This is a genomic window from Bacillus sp. FDAARGOS_235, from assembly GCF_002073415.2.
In the GTDB taxonomy this organism is placed as follows: domain Bacteria; phylum Bacillota; class Bacilli; order Bacillales; family Bacillaceae_G; genus Bacillus_A; species Bacillus_A toyonensis.
Map to the genome: position 1 here is coordinate 77,550 of NZ_CP020434.2, position 18,528 is coordinate 96,077.

Consider the following 18,528-nt stretch of genomic DNA (forward strand, 5'->3'; position numbering starts at 1 on the left):
CATTATGATAAATGACGAGTTAAACTGGCAGAAAATATTAGAAATAGGAGCTAGTTCTTTGGGTTCTTCAATAGGTACAGCAATAATAAACGAAATGTTTTCATCGGAAGATAGTGCTCAAGAAGCGGTGAAACAAGCAGTAGAAGAAATTTGTGATAGGGTTAAAAAAATAATTGACCAAGACTTTTTAGATCACTATGTAGCTAATTGTGACAGTATTGTGAGACGTCTTCAGGGCTATCCAGAGAGCGGTGATGTGAATATTTTACATGGCATATATGACGATGGTTCAGATTTAGTATCAGATTTAGTACGTTTTGAAACGTTTGAAGGTATAACAGCCCTTGTTTACATTTGTACTTTGCATCTAACTGACATAAAAGCTCTTAGTGAAATTGACTCTGGGTATAAAGCTACTTTAAGTCGTTGTGGGGATGAGTATGCTGCTTTATGTGAACCACGTGGTGACAAATTAGTGTACTTTACAAATGTAAGTGTAGGTGATGCAATGTATGCTAATAGTGGTCTCTACGATATGATTACAGCTCCTACTACTTCTAATTCCTATCCTACACTCAAATACAGGTTTAATTTTGTAGATGAATGGGATGAAAATTTAGACACAAAGGTTCATATATATGATTCTGATCCTATATCACTAACAGATCCACTATGGTACACAGAATCTCCAGGTATCCCACGTTATAGATTAACCGAAGTTGGTAGAAATTCTTCATCTATTCAAAGGCTCTATTTGAGTGCTAAAAATGAGATAATCTCACAGAGAGATACTTTCTTAAATGACAGGCTAGAAATTACAAATAATATGCGTGAAAATATTCGCAAGGCATGTGATGAGTGGCGCAATCTTTAAATTCATAAGTGAAACGAGAAGTGAATTCCGACGTTTCTATGCTCCTTAACACACATTTAGGCATCTATTAAAATGAATGCCTAAATGTGTGTATCATTTTCCTTTCATCGTTTAAATTGGAAGGATGTTTAGTTATGGCGAGTTATTCTTTGAATCGTTTTCATACATCATCAATACTTCTTTTTCTTCTGGTGTTAAATCTTCTAATTCCTTAGCAACTCCAATTATTTAAAAATAAAAGTCAGACTATGACCTGTTTTTACACATATCTCGGCTGTATCCCTATAGTAGTATGTTAGCCTTTATTTGTTAATTTCTCCTCGACGACTTATCGATAATATCATCAAAAACTTCCTTGCATCTTATAAAGGGTATTAATATTAATTTGTTTTTGGCAGAGGTTTTGATAATTATAAATTCAACTTTTCTATTTTTGGGACGTTTCATTTACAGAAGATAGATATTAACATAATTTTCTCAATAAGGAATTTTTTGCTTTTAATATAATTTTTTCACAATTCATGGTATATCTGTATTAAGGGGACCTTTTCGGTTGATTAGGGAGAAAGATTATAAAAATGATATGGGAGGAACAAAAAATGTCATTGAAAAAGAAATTAGGTGTTGGAGTGGTTTCAGCCGCTCTTGGTTTATCTTTAATTGGTGGGGGAACATATGCATATTTTAGCGATCAAGTGGTGACAAATAATGCATTTGCTGCAGGTACATTGGATTTAGCTATGCAACCAACTACTTCACTTAACTTAGAAAATTTAAAACCTGGGGACAAAATATTAAAGAAATTCAATTTGAAAAATAGTGGTACATTAGATATTAAAGATATCATGATGAAAATAGACTATACTGTAAACGATTTAAAACAAAATAACACTACAGAAGATTTCGGTAAACATATTAAAGTACAATTTCTTTTGGATTGGGATCCTGCGAAAAGCCCTGTATACGAGACAACTCTTGCAGAACTAAAATCACAAAGCCCAGAGATTGCCTCCAAAAAAGTATTTCATTCTAAGTGGACTGAAACAGGGGGATTAAAACCTGGGAAAATGGATTGGTTTTGGATAAAGTTTGTATTTGAAGATAACGGCACAGATCAGAACGTGTTCCAAGGGGATAGTATTGCGCTAAAAATGGAGTTCCAAGCCAATCAAACAGATGGACAAGAAAGATAAAATTAAGAGCATATTACTGGTAAAAAGTAAAACTGAGCTTATGCCTTTTAATTATTTAAAAAATTGTAGGTTATTTAAAATAAAACACAAAAAGAACTTGTAGGAATCCCTACAAGTTCTTTTTTAGATAATGCAAAAAAGGTGAAACAAACTATCTCATAATTTGAATCGGAGCAAACACTCTAACTACGGGTTGCCTTCATTATATACCAAATCTTAAAATGTGAAGTTATAATATTTGAAAATTATGTGAATTCAGAGAGAGAAAATAAAACCCTGATTATAATTTCTAAAAATATCCAAAGGTTTTGCAATTAGACTATTAAAAAAAGTCCTATTTAAGATATTTCTATAATGAAACAAGACACCTGTGAAGGTGTTTTTTCATCTCTTCTTATTAATCCTAGGTAGAATAATATTTATAACAATAATAGGTAATAGGTACTCTTAGGTTAATGGCAATATGATAATCCCCATCAATGAACAAAACAATTTAACATGGTAAAATAATATTTGGATGGGAGTCCAATACATATTATTAAAATTAAAGTGGTTCAAGTCGCAGGAAGGCACCTTAGGGTGTCTTTTTTTCACTTCCGTTCGACATAATATAATAATATTTATTTTGATACGATTGTCCAGAAATATTACATTTTATATATCTTGGAGGAATTAAATTATGAGCAAAAGATTATTAATGGCTTTAGCATGTAGCGTGTTACTTATGGGATTGGCTGCTTGTGGTTCAAATGATAAAGCAAGTACATCAGAAGAACCAAAACAAGAAACTAAAAAAGAAGAGGAACAAAAGAAAATAGAAGGACAGAAAAAAGTCGAAGAACAAAAACAAGCTGAAGAGCAGAAACGACTAGAACAACAGAAAAAGGCTGAAGAGCAAAAGAAATTAGAAGAACAACGGAAACAAGAAGAAGCTCAAAGACAACAGGGAGAACAAAAGACTATAGCTAATACAGCAACTCAGCAATAAGCTGCACCTAAACAAGAGAAAGTTCACTTTGCAAACTGTACAGATGCAAATAATGCCGGTTACTATGATATAACTCCAGATAGCCCAGCTTATGCCTCACATTTAGATCGCGATGGTGATGGCGTGGCTTGTGAACGAAATAAAGGACATAAAAAATCTAGTAAAAAACATTAGATTTATGACAAAGCACTCTTGTGAGTGCTTTTTTTATTTTCGTTCGACAAAATATGACAAACTTGTTGTAACTGTTTCTGTTATGATAGTTTCGGAAATCTTACATTATATCATTGGAGGAACTACATAATGGGTAAAATTTTTAAGTTTGGGTGTTTAGGATTTATTGCTTTAATCGTACTTGGTGCCATTGCGGCGGCATTAGGTGGAGGAGACGACGAGAAAGAAAAAGCTTCTTCTGAGCCAAAACAAGAAACACAAGCGCCGGCTGCTAAAGAAGAGCCTAAGAAGCAAGAGGCTAAGAAAGAAGAACCTAAAAAAGAACTTTCTAAAGAAGGCGAGTCTTCTAAAGTTAAAATCGCTGTAGGTTCTGTTGAATCAATTGATTCAGTAGGTGGAGAATATTTAAAAGAAAAAGCACAAGGCGTGTTTAAAGTAGTCGAAATTACTATTACAAACAATCAAAAAGATGCTATCACTGTTGATGCTAACAGTTTTAAATTAGTTGATAATAAAGATCGTGAATTTACTTACTCTACACAAGCTCAAACTGCTTTCGATGTAGGTAATGGTGAAAGTTCTGATTTCTTCTTAAAACAACTTAACCCTGGTTTATCTCAAACAGGAAAAATCATCTTCGATGTTCCTGCTGACGCACAGGGATTAGTGTTAAAAGCTCGTGGCGGTATGATGGGTAAAGAAATTAAATTAAAAGTAGAATAGTTGAAGGCACTCGAAAGAGTGCTTTTCTTTTTTCTCAATGGCCAGCATTACTTAATGTGGTAAAATAATATTTGGATGGGAGTCCAATACATATTATTAAAATTAAAGTGGTTCAAGTCGGAGAAAGGCACCTTTGGGTGTCTTTTCTTTATGAATAAGAGGTACGGCAGAAATAATAGATCATAGGACAGAAATCTAGTCTAAAAATTCTAAACTATATTTTTATTTCCTTTCGACATAATATGACAATATAAAGATGTACAATTTGTTATTATTAACGTGGCAATCTTACATTTTACATAATTGGAGGAACAAACGTGGGAAAAATATTTAAGTTTGGATGCCTAGGCATTATAGCTTTATTTGTAATCGGAATAATTGCTATGATTGCTGGTGGCGGAGATTTAACAGAAAAGACTTCAACAGACACTAAAGCAGTATCAAAAGAAGGTGTCTCTTCTGATGTGAAAATCGCTGTGGGATCTATGGAAACAGTAGATTCTGTGGGTAATGAATACTCAAAAGAACAAGCACAAGGTGTCTTTAAGATTTTAGAAGTTACACTTACTAATAATCAAAAAGACGCTATCACTGTTGATACTAACAGCTTTAAATTGGTAGATAACAAAGGTCGTGAATTCACATCTTCAGTACAAGGTCAAACATCTTTTGACTTAGCTAACGGTGGAAAAACTGACTTCTTCTTAAAACAATTAAATCCTGGTCTAACACAGACAGGGAAAATTGTATTTGATATACCAAAAGATGCTGAAGGACTTTTCTTAAAAGCTAGTGGCGGTATGACAGGTGAAGAAATTAAGTTAAAAGTAGAATAGTAACAAGGTACTCGAAAGAGTGCCTTTATTTTTTCTCAATGGCCAATATTGATTAACGTGGTAAAATAATATTTGGATGGGAGTCCAATACATATTATTAAAATTAAAGTGGTTCAAGTCGCAGGAAGGCACCTTAGGGTGTCTTTTTTTATTTCTTTCTACATAATATGACAATATATGAATTAATAGTTTGTTATTATTATCTAGAAATCTTACATTTATCTACAAAATATTATTATATTTTTAATTTTTTAAATGTAAAACATTTCAATGTGAATACATACCATTTAGGGAGATGGAGAAAATTATGAAAAAACTATTAGCTTCAGCAACAGCAGTTACATTATTAACAGTGGGGTACAGTTCTGCTGCATTTGCAGAAAAAAATCCAAACGACAAGAATTGCGGTCACTTTAAAAACAAACAAGAAGTTATGGAATTCTGGCACAGCAATGGATACAGCGCAACTAATGATCCTCATGACTTAGATCGTGACAATGACGGCTTACCTTGTGAAGTTAAAAAAGGGGACTATGATCAATTTTTAGCTAGCAAGCAAACTACTAAAAAAGATGAAAATAAACCTCAAGAACAAACTGAGCAAGAACCGGCTAAACAAGAAAACACTAAGCAAGAGAATTCAAAACAAAACAATCAAACAACGAATAATAAACAAGAACAAACTAAACCTCAAACAACTGCAAAAGAAACAAAGAAAAATACTAATACAGTTGTGAAAAAAGAAACTAAAAAACAAGGTGAAAAATTACCTAATACAGCATCAAACGGTGTTACAATGATGTTAGCAAGCTTAGGCTTAGCATTAGCTGGATCTGTATTAATGTTCCGTCGTAAAAAGACAAACGCATAAAATAGTTCCTTAAAACGGCAGGAGAAATCCTGTCGTTTTCAAATGGAGTGATAAAAATGAATAAAAAGCAATGGATAGGCTTAAGTTTAACTATTATTGGACTTACTATCTTTTCCTATTATTTTCTAGAATGGTACGGTGCTAGACAATCAGCAGAGTCGCTAACGACCAACGAAGCGAAACACTATGAGACCTCCACACCTTCTAAAGAAAATGAAACAACAAACATCAATCAAACAGAGACAACCACTGAGACTTCATTACAACCTGAAGAACCTGTACAAATTCCAGCTTCAACGGTAAACCATCAATTAGGAGATAAAGTGGCATATTTAATTATCCCTAAAATACAAAAGAAATACTCTGTACATTGGGGAGCTGACGGTAAAGTACTGAAAAAAGGTGTAGGTATGTTTGTTAGTGATTTAACTACTACACCATCTGGAAATGGGCATACAGTTTTAAGTGGGCATAGAGATACTGTTTTTACCGAGCTTGATCAACTAAAGGAAAATGACCAACTTATCGTGGAATATGAAAATAAAACATATACATATAGAATTAACAAGCATTGGATAACGGATTCAGAAGATCGAACAGTTATTGTAGACAAAAGTGAGCCAACATTAACATTAACAACTTGCTATCCTTTTGACTATATAGGAGACGCTCCAGATCGGTACATAATTGAATCATCTCTACTTTCCATCCGGTGAGGATGGGAGTCCAATACATATTATTAAAATTAAAGTGGTTCAAGTCGAAGGAAGGCACCTTAGGGTGTCTTTTTTTGTACATAAAAAAGCCTCACCATCTTATAGAAACAGTAAGTCCTTGAAAATAAACAACGATTGCAAATATATTAATTTTACATTAGATTAAAGATTAGCGAATATTCGTATACTAATAAAGTGCTAAATAGTAGGTGAAAAAATGGAATTTTACGATTTGGGTATTACCATTAAAGAAATTAGAATTAAAAAAAACATATCACAATCCGAATTATGTCATGGAATATGTTCACAAAGTCAAATTAGCAAAATAGAAAAAGGTATGATTTATCCATCTAGCATATTGTTGTATCAATTATCTGAACGGCTTGGTATTGATCCAAATAATATATTTGCACTAACTCAAAACAAGAAATTAAAATACGTAAAAAATGTAAAATACGTAATGAGAGATTGCGCAAAGCAAAAACAATATAAAGAACTTTATGAAATAGTAAAACAAGAAAAAAAACAAAATAATTTTCAATCAAAAGAAGATAACCAATTTCTAATATGGCATGAAGCAATTGCTATATTTGAGGTAAATAGATCAACAAAAACTGCTTTAACTCTTTTAAATCATGCATTAAAACTAACTTTAACCAATTCTGATTTTTTATCAGAAAGAGAAATAGATATTATGCAGACAATGGCTATATTTTATGCAGAACACAAAGAATATGAAAAAAGTATTAATATATTAAGAAGATGTTTAACCAATTTTAATAAGTTAGATTTTCCTAGAGATAAAGAAATTAAATTAAAAATCATTTTAAATTTAGCAAAATTTTTGGACCTCACATATCAACATGAAGAGGCAATAAAATACCTTGATAAGGGCATCAAATTAGCTATTAATCTAGACACTTTATACCTACTAGGTGAACTATACTATTTAAAAAGTCAGTATTTATTAAAGATTAAACAACATAATGAAGAAGATGTTGTTAATAACATGAAAAAAGCATTATTTATATTTGAACTAAGAGAAAAAGAACATTATATACAAATGATTAAAGATGAACTTATTGAAATACAGAATAAAAAACACTCATAATTTCGTAAAAACTACTTACAAAGCCCACAGGAAAAACCCCTATAGTTTTTAAACTTAGAACTATATTATTAAAATTAAAGTCGTTCGAGTCGGAAGAAGGCACTTTGGGGTGTCTTTTCTTTATTTCTCAATATAAGAACTTTAAGGATATGCTATTATTTAAATACAAATTCCCTTTTGTGCACTGAGATAGTAATACCCAATAAAAAAGCCCACCTATTTCCGTAGGTGGGCCTTGTCTTTATTACACAATATCAAAGTATACTCTCTTTTTCCCATAAACTTTATGTAATTATACATATTTGTAAAAATTAAACTAAATAAATATTACATGTAGTAAAATATAAACCGTGGACACGTTCTATAAAGCAGATTCTTTTGAAAGACGTAACATATTGATCTCAAATCTCTTGTATTTTGTGAACTAACAATCTGGTGTATATAGACGATTCTGTTTTATAGGATGTGTTTACACGTATAACAAAGGGATAATACGGATAAGTTTATACTAAATGAACGTGTTTCAAGTCGGAGGAAGGCACCTTAGGGTGTCTTTTCTTTATGGAAATGATTCTAAAAAATAGAAAAGCCTCATTATTGGAGGCTTTTCAGTAAATATTTTAATATTTTCTTCCTTCATAATAAGCTTCATATTTTCCGCCTACGACTTGGATACCTTTAAGGTACCATGTAATCCCTTGTTTATCAGTATAGGAATTTGCAAATACGTTTTGGCTCTTACATTCATATTTATAGTATATACCACTGCCTTTCTGAGTTTCTTGAGCTTGCGTATTTTTGCACTGCGCAGATAGTACACTTGCTGTATTCTCTGTACTTGCTGATGCGGCTCCAATTCCTCCTGTTAATGCAATACCAGTTGCTAATGCTCCTACTACTAATTTCTTAAACATAATAAATCCCCCTTTAATAGTTTTTATAGATTACAACTTAACTGTATCACTTTTGTTATTTTTGTAAATATTTTGAATTTGTAGAAATATTTATTATAATTTTGGTAATATTAGGTTTATATTTTATCAAATGGAAAATAGAGGGATTTACAGCGGTATGTAATAATGCATGAAAAATCATTCGGATATTATGATATACTCTCAAAGAGCTGATACAAAACTTCTTTAGATTGGAAAACTAAAGTCTTATCTACCTAAAAGGAAGGCGCCTTATGGCGTCTTTTCTTTATTTTCAAAAGGACCTGCTCATTTAACGCCTAAAAACATAAGGTAAAGTGAACCCGTTAGAATACATGGAATGAACCCTAGTTTTACCCTCTTATCTAAAAGGAGGAACTATTGTTATGGGATATGGTGGTACTTGCGGTGAAGGCTGCGGTTTTGCTGGAGGATTTGCTTTACTAGTTGTATTATTTATTCTATTAATCATTATCGGATGCAGTTGCTTCTGCTAAAAAACTGTCGGAAAAGGCACTCTTATATGGGTGTCTTTTCTTGATAAAAAAGGACTCCTAAAACGTCTTAAATTAGTAAACTTCAATATTACTCTTTTTTATTAATTTGTTTTAACTTAATATATTAATGTTAAGTTAAAAATTTGTTATAATTAGTAAATAATTATATTAATTAGATGGAGAGGATACAATATTATGGGTTATAAGTTTCGTAGAATTATCCAAGTTTCCCCGGGTATGAAAATTAACTTTACATACACAGGTACGGGAGGGAACTCCATTCCACCTGAATCAAGGACAACAACTTATATACCTGGAACTGGAATCTCGTATACACCACGAATAGCTGAGTCAAACAACTATTATATACAACGAGGGTTTCAAGTTCAAAACACTTCCTATCCCACTATGAATGAACAAGATTACAATACGGTAAGAGCATTTGAGCAGGTAAGAGAAACCAAAACTTACATTGTTACTGCTTTTCGTAAGAAGGATAATCAAGTAAACTCCGTGGGTAGAAAACTAATGAAACCATTTTCCATAATTGGAGGCGTTTTTGCGGGCCTATTCTTAATTATGATGCTTGTTATACCAGCTCTAATCCTGGCAGCCCTTTCTTTCCTATGTTATAAAAATATAAAAACACCATTTGCGGTTGTATGCCCAGAATGTGATGCTGAGAACTTATTCATTTTTGAGGAAGAGAAGATTGCTTGTCGTAAATGTGAGAGCACTCTCATAATCCAAAAATAAAAGGTTCTCAAATACACTTCCCAAAAATGAATTGTGGTATTGAATTCCAAGATGGCCCTTAAAGCTCATAATTGTTTCCATACCTCCTTAAAGGCTTCAGCTCTCTTTTTTTATTTCCTTTCGACAATATATGACAATATAAAGATTAATAATTTGTTATTATATTTACGGATTTATTTACATTAGGAGGAATGAACAACTATGTTTAAAAGATTAGCAGTATTACTTATTGGAGCTCTATTATTATTTGGTTTATCCGCTTGTGACAGCGTTAAATCAATGACAAGTAATGTCACGGTTAGTAAGGTAATTGAAGAATTTAAAGCTGCAGGATTAGAAGCTGACAATCCTAGTGACCTACCAGAAAAAGAATTTGGAAATACTAGAAAAGAAGCAAAGCGCATTCTTGTTCCAGCATTAGGTGAAGATAGTGGTGGTAGAATATTTGAGTTTAAAAACAAAGAAGATCTTGAAAAAGCTAAGAAATACTATGACGATTTAGGTAATGGTAATCAAATGCTATTCTCTCATACTTACGCAAAAGGTAACTTCCTTATACAAATGAATGGTGATATGGAAGATACCCAATTTAACAAATATAAAGAAGTTATGGACAAAGTAATTAAGTAAGTTAAAGAATCCGCTTTCATTTATGTGAAAACATGTTAGAATTATCTTTGGATGGGAGTCCAATACATATTATTAAAATTAAAGTGGTTCAAGTCGGAGGAAGGCACCTTAGGGTGTCTTTTCTTTTGTACCTTAAAAAGGTATCGACAGCATTTGGTCTGGCCCCATTTGGTGAGACAAAGAAAAAACACCTAGATAACATGTTTCCTATAAGCTATAGGTGACATATTATCTAATTTTCTCTGAATCCGTTCATTATTATAGTAGTGGATGTATTCATCCACAGTTTGTATTATACTAGCATTATTCGATTGTTTTATATTTTGCGCATAGAATCCTTCGGATTTCAAATGAGAATGAAAGGATTCTATGAGGGCATTATCATGGCAGTTTCCTGTACGAGACATGCTTGTGATAATGCCTTTTTCTTTGGCATATGTTTGAAATTGTTTTGATGTATACACCTTTCCTTGATCCGAATGTAAAATCGTATCAATCACATTTCGCTTTTTTAAAGCCTCTTTTAGAGTATCTAATACAAGAGAAACATCCTGTGTCTCAGCTATTTTATAACTTACAATTTCATTGTTAAACCCATCTATAATAGATGAAAAATAAAGAGTCTTATTGCCGAACATCAAATATGTGATATCAGTGAACCATTTTTCATTAGGCTTGGTAGCTTTAAATCTCCGTTGTATTCTATTTTTAGCTACCACTGGTTCATGACCGAGTACAAATATCTTTTTCTTTTTTCTAACCCGAGATAATACGTTGTATTTTCTCATGATACGTAATACTTTTTTATGATTCATTACGATGTTAAATTGATCACGTAGACAAGCTGTAACCCGACGATATCCATACCGATATTTATGATGTTGACATATTTCTATTACGGTTTTTTCTTCATAGTTAGTTACTGTTTTCTCCTGCTTTTTCCAACGATAATAAGTAGCACGTGAAATATTAAATATGGAACACAGTTCTGCAATTGTAAAAATTGATTGCCATTCCTTTATCATTTTCATTATTTCTTCTTTTCCTCCCACCTCCTTAAGATTTCTTGGCACTTTTCCAGCAATATAATCTTTGCCTTTAAATAACGTATTTCTAATTCTTTTTGTTCAAGTTCTGTTAACCTTTTTAAGCCTTTTCCATGTGCAGATTGTCTTCCAATAGATTGTTCAAACCGATAGGTTTCGCCTTCACGATACCATTTCATCCAAGTTTTAATTTGAGCCACATGTCTAATTCCTAAGGCATCCATAATTTCTTTATTTTTGAATCCTTGGTGTTTCATTTCAACTACTTTCCACTTTATTTCGGCGGGATAATGCACCTTTTTCCCCATACGAAAAACACCTCCATTAAAATCATAACTGATACTTACGATTTAGAGAGGTGTTTTTTATCGTCTCATTCCCAGGGTTCACTCCAAAATAGGAAAGGATGGCGTTTTTTGTATGTCTATTTCTATATCTGATGAACTACAACTATTTGCTCAAGAGATTCAAAGCTTTTTATCTCCAAATATCTTACGCGATCTTGCTAGAGATGTTGGTTTCGTACAACGAACCAGTAAATACCAAGCAAAAGATTTAGTCGCTTTATGTGTATGGATGAGCCAAAATGTCGCTATAACTTCTTTAACTCAATTATCTAGCTGTTTGGAAGCATCAACAGAAGTACTCATCAGTCCTGAGGGACTGAATCAACGGTTTAATAAGGCGGCCGTCCTACTTTTACAACAGCTACTAGCCGAACTATTAAGCAAAAAAATGGCCGCATCTATGCCGATTTCTTCTCCATACACTTCTGTTTTCAAGCGTATTCGTATTTTAGATTCAACTGCATTTCAACTCCCGGATGTATTTTCATCGGTTTATCCAGGTGCAGGAGGATGCAGCCATACAGCTGGGATAAAAATTCAACTTGAGTATGATTTGTTAAGTGGACAGTTCCTACATATTCATACAGGTCCAGGTAAACAACATGATCGCACTTACGGCTCGCTGTGTGCTCCAACTGTGACAGCGAATGATTTATGTATCCGAGATTTAGGTTATTTTCATTTAAAAGACCTTCAATATATACAAGATAAAGAGGCCTACTATATCTCTCGTATCAAGTCGAATACACGTATGTATCAAAAAAATCCTAACCCTGATTATTTTCAAGATGGAAGAATTAAGAAAGGTACAGAGTATATACAGATAGATATGGAAACGTTAATGAACTCTCTTCAACCAGGACAAACATGTGAAATAGCTGATGCTTATGTAGGAATGATTGATAAAGTGCCAGCTCGTGTAATTGTTCATCGATTAACAAAACAACAGCAACAAAAACGATTACAAGATCAAGCTGTAAGAGAAAAAAGAAAGGAATAAAGTATTCTCCTCGTAGTAAACGACTCAGTGGTATCAACGTATATATGACAAACACCCCTACAGATATTGTCCCGATGGGACAGGTACATGACTGGTATTCTTTGCGTTGGCAAATCGAAATTTTATTTAAAACGTGGAAGTCATTCTTTCAAATTCATCATTGTAAAAAGATAAAACCAGAACGATTGGAGTGCCATCTATATGGTCAGTTGATTGCCATTCTACTCTGTTCTTCTATCATGTTTCAGATGCGCCAATTGCTCCTCATGAAGAAAAAACGAGAGCTTAGTGAGTATAAAGCCATATATATGATTAAAGACTATTTTCTTCTTCTATTCCAAACTATACAAAAAAACATCCAAGAGTTATCAAAGGTGTTACTTCGCCTGTTCAATCTCCTACAGCAAAACGGGCGGAAATCTCATCGATATGAGAAAAAAACGGTCTTTGATATATTAGGTGTCGTTTACAATTGTACCCTGTCTTATAATCAAGCCGCTTAATTCAAAAAAATGAAACCCGCTAGGGTTTATTTCGTATGCAAATCTTTCAATCAACTACACTTGCCCTTTAGAAAAAAGAAACAATCTCGTCTAAAATTGACTTTGCATAAGCTTAGCTTGATAGCGATGTGGCGATACCCCTATTAACTCTTCACGAGACAAGTAAACGGACCTTTATTTAATACTTAAATTATCATTCCGATTTTTACCACAAATTCTTTTTAATTGTATAGCAGGTGAGAATTTTCTGTACTTATTTCGTTTTAGCTTCCATACTTTATGTATGTAGTGCATTCTTATCAATTTTCCCCATTACTTTAACTCGTAGGGGCATTAACTTTAGAACTCTGCTAATGGATAAGCAAGTTAATAATTATACTTGAAAATGGAGTGATACGATGAATAAGACGTATGATGTCATCATTACCGGTGCTAGATGTGCCGGCTCTACCCTGGCAATTTATCTTGCTAAGGCAGGTTTCCATGTGTTGTTAGTGGACCGAGCGAATTTTCCAAGGGACACATTATCAACCCATACCTTTTTCAATAATACTGTCGCTCTTCTTCGAGAAACTGGTGTCCTGGACAAGTTATTGGAAACAAAAGCACCGCCGGTACGGGATATTAAATTTCAATTTGAGGATACCGTGATAGAAGGTCTCATCCCTGAGGTTTACGGAGAGGAAAGTTGTTATTGTATTAGAAGAACTTATCTCGATCATATTCTACTTGAACAAGCCAAATCCCAAATGAATGTAACTGTTTTAGAAGGATTTCGTGTGACGGATGTCATCCGTGATGGCGAAACAGTGATAGGCGTGAAAGGTTTAGACGGCGACAACGAGAAACAAGAATTTTTAGCTCGCCTGGTAGTCGGGGCAGACGGCCGATCCTCTATTATTCGCAAGCTGGTAAAAAGTGAACTCAAAATAAGTATTCCGGCAACAGTCGGCATCTATTTCGGGTATTTCTCAGAATTTCGCCACGATAATGTCCCTAAATTTGAAGTATACAAGATAAAAGATAACACAGCCATTCTCTTTCCGACGAATGATGATTTATATGTAATTGTCGGCATTTTCCCATTAGAAAATAAGGAATTGATAGAACGGTTGAAATTAAATCCGGAAAGCTGTCTACGCAATTTCTTTACAGATAACTTTCCAAATACAACAATTGGGGAGCGCTTGAAAAATGCAGAACTAGTAGAACCGGTCAAAGGCATTCTCGGATATGATAATTACTGGTATAAAGGAATGGGAAAAGGATGGGCGTTGGTTGGAGATGCAGTTTGTTTTAAAGATCCTAGCATGGCGCAGGGTATCCATGATGCTATATGTGGAGCACGTATATTATCCAATATTCTATCAAAATATAAGGGACAATCCGATCAATCAAATCAAATGTCTGAAGAATATCAAAAGGCAATAGAAGATGAGTTTATGGTTCGGTTTCACATGGGATGCCAAATTTCGAAGAATGAACGCATATCTGAACAACAGGATGCTGTCAACAAGCTAATCAGTTCCCATCCAGAGGCTATAGAGAAGTTTTTAGGGATTTACAATTATGCAAACGAGCCCGCTGCTTTAGAAAAAGAACTCGCACGAATTATGCAATCGATCTAGCAATGATTTTAGAGATTAAGTGATTTAAGTACAAAAATAATTCACTATGAACCTCCCCCACTTACTCGCTTCCGCTTGAAGTGGGGATTTCTTAGCATCAACAAAGACAAGGTCCCATGAGAAGCGGATTTTCCATCTCCTCTCTGCACCTATGCAGGGACTCCTTTTCTTCATTTGACTAAGCAACTTCTGCACATGCAGAAGGGTGGGAACGCACCGTCTACTACTTTTTGCTTACGCAATCCACAAATACTTTCTCTTCGTTTCTTCCGGAATATGACACATCTTTCCGTACAGTTCTTTTGCCAAAATGTTGCGGGCACCGTGAATGTCCCAGTGTTCTTCGTAGCCGCACACACAAACGTAGTTACGTGTCCGCACTTTCTTTCTTCTTTGGCAACAAGGGCATGTTTGAGAAGTGTATGCTTCGTCTACGAGAAACAATAGAGGTACCTTTAGCAATCTAACCTATTTCGATGCTGGAGCCAGAGTGACTTCGGGTGATGTTACCTTGTCATAAAAATCTAAGAATTTGTCACGATCGGCGCTATCACGGTAAGCCATGGCGACACGTGGATGTTCATTAAATACACCAGAGATCATGTAAGGTATGATATAGCCTCACTCCCACTCTTGTCGCATTTCTAACAAGAGTATATCTTACTAGTGAATTCTGTATGTATTATTATGTGGGGTACCGCCAGCATTTCGGAAAAAAACCACGCTAAGCAAAAAATACAATAAGCTGTCCATATGGGAAGTGAAATTTATACTTTATCATTGGTCTTTTTTAATCTACTAGCCCTTAATTCTTTGAAATTCTTGATTAATTCTTCTCCGAAAATATAAATAACTTTTTCCCATGGATGCCCTAAATAACCCCACTTAAAGTCTTTTTGCAAAAAGAAATAATAATCTCCATCCGGAAAAAATGGGATTTTCCATTGATGATCATCTTCGTTTAGATTTAAATTTAAACTAGGATTCATCCAGTAGCCAGCATGCTGCCAATCTAACGCATATATATATTCATGTTTCTCGGTACATAAAATAAGAGCTTCCAATAATATATGATCAAAAATATAATCATCGTCATCAGTCCATTTTCCTTCAAAATAATTAGGTAAATCATAAGTAATATATGGACAAGAAAATTTAAATGATTGGTCACCATCAATATTAGGATTAAAAGCAAATTCATCATAAAATCTATCCCAAACATTCTCATATTCTTGTTCATTTAACAAAATCCATTTTTTCAAACTCCGTACCTACTTTCTAATATTATTATATAATTAAAATACCAAGATGAAATTGTATATTCTATTCATTGCTAATTTACATAACACATTATTATCAGTAGCAAGGAAACGGAGGAACCCTACTCTCTCAAGGGAACCTCCTTTTTTCGTTCTATGGACCTATGCATTTTTTCATACATTCCCATTCTGGCGCGGTTTTAGGTTTCTCGTTTGTTTTTGGATCCACCAAAAAACTGTATTAAATCTTGTTTGATCCTAGGGGTCACTATATATGAACACTACGTATTTGACTTTCTCAATAACCAACATTACTTAACGTGGTAAAATAATATTCGGATGGGAATCCAATGTTATTAAAATTAAAGTGGTTATCAAGTCGGAGGAAGGCACCTTAGGGTGTCTTTTCTTTTTAAAATATATAAGCGCACCATCCCTTTCCTAATAGAGGTCCCCCTCATGCCTCCTTACAGGGAGAATGATAAGGCATTTTTTATTTACCCAATTACCAATTTCTCACATGTTTTAAATAGTTACAATACTTGTATTGCTTCAATAACATATGATCATTCTTAAGAATGTCATTGAAATGTATTAATAGATTCTAGTGCAGCAAAATAAATTATGCTATGATGTGAGCAAATATAAAGCTATCTAACGGAGGGATTTACATGCCGCATGTTGTGTTTCGTGGAATTACTACTGAACAATTAAAACACATAAGCAAGCCATTAGTAGAAGAGCTCGCAGAGATTTGTGAGTGTGGTACGGATAATTTTACGTTGGAACTACCAAGTTCTACGTTTGTATTCAATGGAGAAGAAATAGAAGCGTTTCCTCTTATTGAAGTGAAATGGTTCGAGCGTGGACAGGAAATTCGTAATCGATTTGCCAAGGCCATTACTACATATGTAATGGAGTTTGGGCTTCCAGAAGTAGAGGTTGTATTTACGGTTTTCACAGAATCAGCGTATTATATTAACGGGAAGCATTGTGCAAGTTAGAGCCAGTTGAAAGATTTTTGTAATATTTATAAGGGGTAGAACCACATCGCTATCAAGCTAACTAGACAAAATACCCCCTAAAAAGAAAAAGGCGTTATTCTTTCTGAGAAATCATAGGAAAGGATAACGCCTTTATATCAATATGACGGTATCCTATATGAAAAATTAACATCGTTCCAAATGTATATATTGTGTTCATAAGCATCTAAAAGGCAAGGAGTTGAATCATGAGGATCTTATTATCTAATGTAAGCAAAATAGGAGAATGGTTTGGAAAAATAGAAGGTGAATGGGAAATACAAATAGACCACAATGGAAGGTAGAAAGTATTAAAAGAAAAGTAGCTAAAAATAGGGGGCGCATTTCATGTATAACTTACAAGAAGATATGTATGAACAATTGAAAGATAAAAAAGGAGAAGTTACTGTATTTTTAAAGAATGGCGTTCCAGTACGTGGGAAGATTCTTGCAACAGATAAATTTACCGTCCTAATGATGGTTCATGGTAAACAACAACTAATCTATAAACAAGCAATCTCTACACTTGCTATTTAATGGGTACTGCCAGCATTTCGGAAAAAAACCACGTTAAGCAAATTTCAACACAAAATAGCCGACTTTAATCCCTTTAAGACTCAATCGGCTGTTTTATATTCAAAACTTAGTTGTTTGTAATATCAAAAGAAAATGTTTCTTTTAGTCCCTTTTTCCCGTCAGAAGTGATTTTTATTGCTCTTGTTTTAGGTAAACGTTGAACCCAATTTAGTTCTAATAGTCTTTCTAGAAGGGCATTTCCTAATGCTCCCGCAAGGTGGTGACGTCTTTCACTCCAATCTAAACATTTGTGTGTAAATGAACGACGCTTTTTCTTAACCCTTTCAAGATCAATTTGAAGATTTGTAAAGAATGACTCCCCTTTTTCAGTAACAGTAAACCCGTCCTTTTCTTCATAAATAACACCTATTTTAATTAAAGAATCTGTTAATTGTACTCCTAAATTTCCCGCAAGATGATCATAACATGTTCTTGCAAAACGCATCGCTTTATCTTCCGAAGCCTGTTTTAATGATTTAATTTCAATGGGTGGAGCTATTGATAAAAATGACTCCATAACTTGAGCAACTTCCGGATTTCGAATTCCATAATATCGATGTCTCCCCTGTTTTTCAACTATAACTACATTCGCATCGACCATTTTTGTCAAATGGAAACTAGCCGTCTGTGGTTTGATTCCTGCCATATATGCTAATTCGCTTGCAGGGTGGAATCTACCATCTAATAAGACTGTTAATATTGCTGCACGAGAAGCTTCACTCACAAGAGTAGCAATCATTGCTACATTTGGATTTGCGTTCATTTTAATTTCCCCCTAATGTAATCCATATTTCGATGATAATCGAAATGTTTATATTCTACAATAAATAAGGAAGAACATATGAA

18 protein-coding genes and 3 pseudogenes are annotated in these 18,528 nt (G+C 33.8%); 15 read left to right on the forward strand and 6 right to left on the reverse strand.

Features of this window, described 5'->3' with window-relative positions; genetic code table 11:
* The first annotated feature begins 4 nt into the window (after positions 1 to 4).
* The 8 genes and pseudogenes from A6J74_RS00395 (at position 5) to A6J74_RS00435 (ending at position 7,486) form a co-directional block, all read left to right on the forward strand.
* Positions 5 to 874, forward strand: a complete 870-nt coding sequence (locus A6J74_RS00395) for a hypothetical protein (protein ID WP_016107011.1) — start codon at positions 5 to 7, stop codon at positions 872 to 874.
* Between the two features lie 599 nt (positions 875 to 1,473).
* Positions 1,474 to 2,067 (forward strand): TasA family protein, encoded by a 594-nt coding sequence (locus tag A6J74_RS00400; RefSeq protein ID WP_000053750.1) that lies wholly within the window; start codon positions 1,474 to 1,476, stop codon positions 2,065 to 2,067.
* Between the two features lie 679 nt (positions 2,068 to 2,746).
* A pseudogene (locus A6J74_RS00405) lies at positions 2,747 to 3,229 on the forward strand (excalibur calcium-binding domain-containing protein).
* Between the two features lie 129 nt (positions 3,230 to 3,358).
* Positions 3,359 to 3,952 (forward strand): DUF4352 domain-containing protein, encoded by a 594-nt coding sequence (locus A6J74_RS00410; protein WP_000515993.1) that lies wholly within the window; start codon positions 3,359 to 3,361, stop codon positions 3,950 to 3,952.
* A gap of 317 nt (positions 3,953 to 4,269) precedes the next feature.
* Entirely contained in the window at positions 4,270 to 4,788 is a 519-nt protein-coding gene (locus A6J74_RS00415; protein ID WP_000515999.1) for a DUF4352 domain-containing protein, read from the forward strand.
* A gap of 307 nt (positions 4,789 to 5,095) precedes the next feature.
* Entirely contained in the window at positions 5,096 to 5,659 is a 564-nt protein-coding gene (locus A6J74_RS00420) for an excalibur calcium-binding domain-containing protein (RefSeq protein WP_080609165.1), read from the forward strand.
* A 56-nt stretch (positions 5,660 to 5,715) separates the two neighbouring features.
* Positions 5,716 to 6,375, forward strand: a complete 660-nt coding sequence (locus tag A6J74_RS00425; RefSeq protein ID WP_001036114.1) for a class D sortase — start codon at positions 5,716 to 5,718, stop codon at positions 6,373 to 6,375.
* Between the two features lie 217 nt (positions 6,376 to 6,592).
* Positions 6,593 to 7,486, forward strand: coding sequence for a helix-turn-helix domain-containing protein (locus tag A6J74_RS00435; RefSeq protein WP_000397866.1), 894 nt, complete (start codon positions 6,593 to 6,595; stop codon positions 7,484 to 7,486).
* Positions 7,487 to 8,106: 620 nt separating this feature from the next.
* Here A6J74_RS00435 and A6J74_RS00440 read toward each other — a convergent pair.
* Positions 8,107 to 8,400 (reverse strand): LCI fold-containing protein, encoded by a 294-nt coding sequence (locus tag A6J74_RS00440; RefSeq protein ID WP_000473819.1) that lies wholly within the window; start codon positions 8,398 to 8,400, stop codon positions 8,107 to 8,109.
* Between the two features lie 404 nt (positions 8,401 to 8,804).
* On the opposite strand from A6J74_RS00440, the gene A6J74_RS00445 reads away from it, so the two are divergent.
* The 3 genes from A6J74_RS00445 to A6J74_RS00455 all read left to right on the forward strand — a co-directional run bounded on the left by A6J74_RS00445 (position 8,805) and on the right by A6J74_RS00455 (position 10,301).
* Positions 8,805 to 8,915 (forward strand): YjcZ family sporulation protein, encoded by a 111-nt coding sequence (locus A6J74_RS00445; RefSeq protein ID WP_002109682.1) that lies wholly within the window; start codon positions 8,805 to 8,807, stop codon positions 8,913 to 8,915.
* A 195-nt stretch (positions 8,916 to 9,110) separates the two neighbouring features.
* Positions 9,111 to 9,671, forward strand: coding sequence for a DUF4236 domain-containing protein (locus tag A6J74_RS00450; RefSeq protein ID WP_000540757.1), 561 nt, complete (start codon positions 9,111 to 9,113; stop codon positions 9,669 to 9,671).
* Between the two features lie 201 nt (positions 9,672 to 9,872).
* Positions 9,873 to 10,301: a hypothetical protein gene (locus A6J74_RS00455; RefSeq protein WP_000476460.1), complete on the forward strand. Its 429-nt coding sequence runs from the start codon at positions 9,873 to 9,875 to the stop codon at positions 10,299 to 10,301.
* A 191-nt stretch (positions 10,302 to 10,492) separates the two neighbouring features.
* On the opposite strand, the gene A6J74_RS00465 is transcribed toward A6J74_RS00455, so the two are convergent.
* Positions 10,493 to 11,655, reverse strand: a protein-coding gene (locus tag A6J74_RS00465; protein ID WP_087962473.1) for an IS3 family transposase whose coding sequence is annotated in 2 segments (ribosomal slippage) — positions 10,493 to 11,388 and positions 11,388 to 11,655 — 1,164 coding nt in all. Because the reading frame shifts where the segments join, the coding sequence is not laid out codon by codon here.
* Positions 11,656 to 11,767: 112 nt separating this feature from the next.
* On the opposite strand from A6J74_RS00465, the pseudogene A6J74_RS00470 reads away from it, so the two are divergent.
* Positions 11,768 to 13,197 (forward strand): annotated as a pseudogene (locus A6J74_RS00470) (IS4 family transposase).
* A 398-nt stretch (positions 13,198 to 13,595) separates the two neighbouring features.
* Positions 13,596 to 14,825: an NAD(P)/FAD-dependent oxidoreductase gene (locus tag A6J74_RS00475; protein ID WP_080609167.1), complete on the forward strand. Its 1,230-nt coding sequence runs from the start codon at positions 13,596 to 13,598 to the stop codon at positions 14,823 to 14,825.
* 234 nt (positions 14,826 to 15,059) lie between these two features.
* Here A6J74_RS00475 and A6J74_RS00480 read toward each other — a convergent pair whose 3' ends face one another.
* The 3 genes and pseudogenes from A6J74_RS00480 to A6J74_RS00490 form a co-directional block, all read right to left on the reverse strand.
* Positions 15,060 to 15,206: a hypothetical protein gene (locus A6J74_RS00480; protein WP_098129157.1), complete on the reverse strand. Its 147-nt coding sequence runs from the start codon at positions 15,204 to 15,206 to the stop codon at positions 15,060 to 15,062.
* Between the two features lie 87 nt (positions 15,207 to 15,293).
* Positions 15,294 to 15,476 (reverse strand): annotated as a pseudogene (locus A6J74_RS30225) (nucleoid-structuring protein H-NS); the annotation flags it as partial.
* A 116-nt stretch (positions 15,477 to 15,592) separates the two neighbouring features.
* Positions 15,593 to 16,087, reverse strand: a complete 495-nt coding sequence (locus A6J74_RS00490; RefSeq protein WP_000758862.1) for a DUF2716 domain-containing protein — start codon at positions 16,085 to 16,087, stop codon at positions 15,593 to 15,595.
* A gap of 668 nt (positions 16,088 to 16,755) precedes the next feature.
* Between A6J74_RS00490 and A6J74_RS00495 the strand changes: the two genes are divergently transcribed.
* Entirely contained in the window at positions 16,756 to 17,088 is a 333-nt protein-coding gene (locus A6J74_RS00495) for a DUF1904 family protein (RefSeq protein WP_001120957.1), read from the forward strand.
* Positions 17,089 to 17,454: 366 nt separating this feature from the next.
* Positions 17,455 to 17,643: an RNA chaperone Hfq gene (gene hfq, locus A6J74_RS00500; protein ID WP_000282528.1), complete on the forward strand. Its 189-nt coding sequence runs from the start codon at positions 17,455 to 17,457 to the stop codon at positions 17,641 to 17,643.
* 106 nt (positions 17,644 to 17,749) lie between these two features.
* Here the strand turns inward: hfq and A6J74_RS00505 are convergent, their stop codons facing one another.
* On the reverse strand, positions 17,750 to 18,445 hold the full coding sequence (locus A6J74_RS00505; protein ID WP_000993334.1) for an ArsR/SmtB family transcription factor: 696 nt from the start codon (positions 18,443 to 18,445) through the stop codon (positions 17,750 to 17,752).
* Between the last annotated feature and the right edge of the window lie 83 nt (positions 18,446 to 18,528).